The sequence below is a fragment of the Bartonella sp. MU70NMGDW genome, from assembly GCF_042194085.1.
Classification (GTDB): Bacteria; Pseudomonadota; Alphaproteobacteria; order Rhizobiales; family Rhizobiaceae; genus Bartonella; species Bartonella grahamii.
This window is the reverse complement of sequence record NZ_JBHIMK010000530.1, coordinates 1-751: the sequence shown is the minus strand read 5'-3', so window position 1 is coordinate 751 and position 751 is coordinate 1. Positions and strand designations below refer to the sequence as shown.

The 751-nt window shown below is 31.3% G+C and carries 1 pseudogene; it reads left to right on the top strand.

Features of this window, described 5'->3' with window-relative positions:
* Nucleotides 1-437: 437 nt before the first annotated feature.
* Nucleotides 438-751: pseudogene (locus ACFIKE_RS11990) on the top strand (porin family protein); the annotation flags it as partial.

The window sequence follows — 751 nt, the reverse complement described above, 5'->3', positions numbered from 1 at the left end:
TCTTAATTTTAGATACAAAAGACTATCGCTAAAGCACCAAAAGTAGATCATGTTGATAAATAGATGAAACTTTGATGGCGCTTGGTTTTAAAAAAGGCAATATTTGATTTCACTGTTTTCGTTGGCATTGATTTTGCAATGACAGATGATAGTTTATTGCATGCAGAATACCGTTATTCAGATTTCGGTAAAAAGAAATTTATAAAGAATATTATCATTAACAGTTATGCGAAAATTTAATGAAAATGAATCCAACTTTAAGACACATAATTCTGGTGTGATTTAGTTTACAAATTCTCATTGAATGCAAAATTGAAAGTTTAAGAAGCCTTATTTTCAAAAAATTTTTATTTTTTTGTGAGTGTGTCATTTTTGCTACAGATCTTTCAAAAAAGATGCTCTATATACATTTCATTTTGGATATTTGGAGAGATTTTATGAATACAAAACGTTTAATAACAGCATCTATTTTTTCTTTAATTTCAGCGTCTACAGCGCTAGCTGCTGATGTTATGATTCCTCATCAACCAGCACCATCGACATCTTCTACCATTGTTGCGCCTACTTTTTCATGGACAGGTCTTTATTTAGGTGTCCAAGCTGGTGGTTTTTCGAGCAAATCTGATATAGCTCTTGTTGATCAAGAAAAGAATTTGCCACTAGATAAAGAGTTTTCTCCTAAACTTTCAGGTTTTCTAGGTGGTTTTTATGCAGGTTCTAATATTGATCTCGGTGATAACTTTATTTTTGG